Annotated in this window: 2 rRNA genes; both read left to right on the forward strand. The window is 53.4% G+C overall.

What is annotated here, in order from left to right:
- Nucleotides 1–357, forward strand: a 16S ribosomal RNA gene (locus G9G57_RS25280); the annotation flags it as partial.
- A 118-nt stretch (nucleotides 358–475) separates the two neighbouring features.
- Nucleotides 476–551, forward strand: a 5S ribosomal RNA gene (gene rrf, locus G9G57_RS25285); the annotation flags it as partial.

A 551-nucleotide genomic window follows, 5' to 3' on the forward strand; every position in this document is an offset into this window, starting at 1 on the left:
GATGACGTCAAATCATCATGCCCCTTATGACCTGGGCTACACACGTACTACAATGGCCGGTACAACGGGAAGCGAAGCCGCGAGGTGGAGCCAATCCTAGAAAAGCCGGTCTCAGTTCGGATTGTAGGCTGCAACTCGCCTACATGAAGTCGGAATTGCTAGTAATCGCGGATCAGCATGCCGCGGTGAATACGTTCCCGGGTCTTGTACACACCGCCCGTCACACCACGAGAGTTTACAACACCCGAAGTCGGTGAGGTAACCGCAAGGAGCCAGCCGCCGAAGGTGGGGTAGATGATTGGGGTGAAGTCGTAACAAGGTAGCCGTATCGGAAGGTGCGGCTGGATCACCTCCTTTCTATGGAGAATCGTTTCCTGCAACGGAAACATTCAAATATGAAGCGTAAGCTTCAAAACTCAGGTTTAGGCCTGTTACTCACTCGTTGCTCAGTTTTGAGAGTTCAAACTCTCAAGCGTTTGGTGGCGATAGCGGAGGGGTTCCACACGTACCCATCCCGAACACGACCGTTAAGCCCTCCAGCGCCGATGGTA

Source organism: Paenibacillus sp. EKM211P, from assembly GCF_011066175.1.
GTDB classification, from domain to species: domain Bacteria; phylum Bacillota; class Bacilli; order Paenibacillales; family Paenibacillaceae; genus Paenibacillus; species Paenibacillus polymyxa.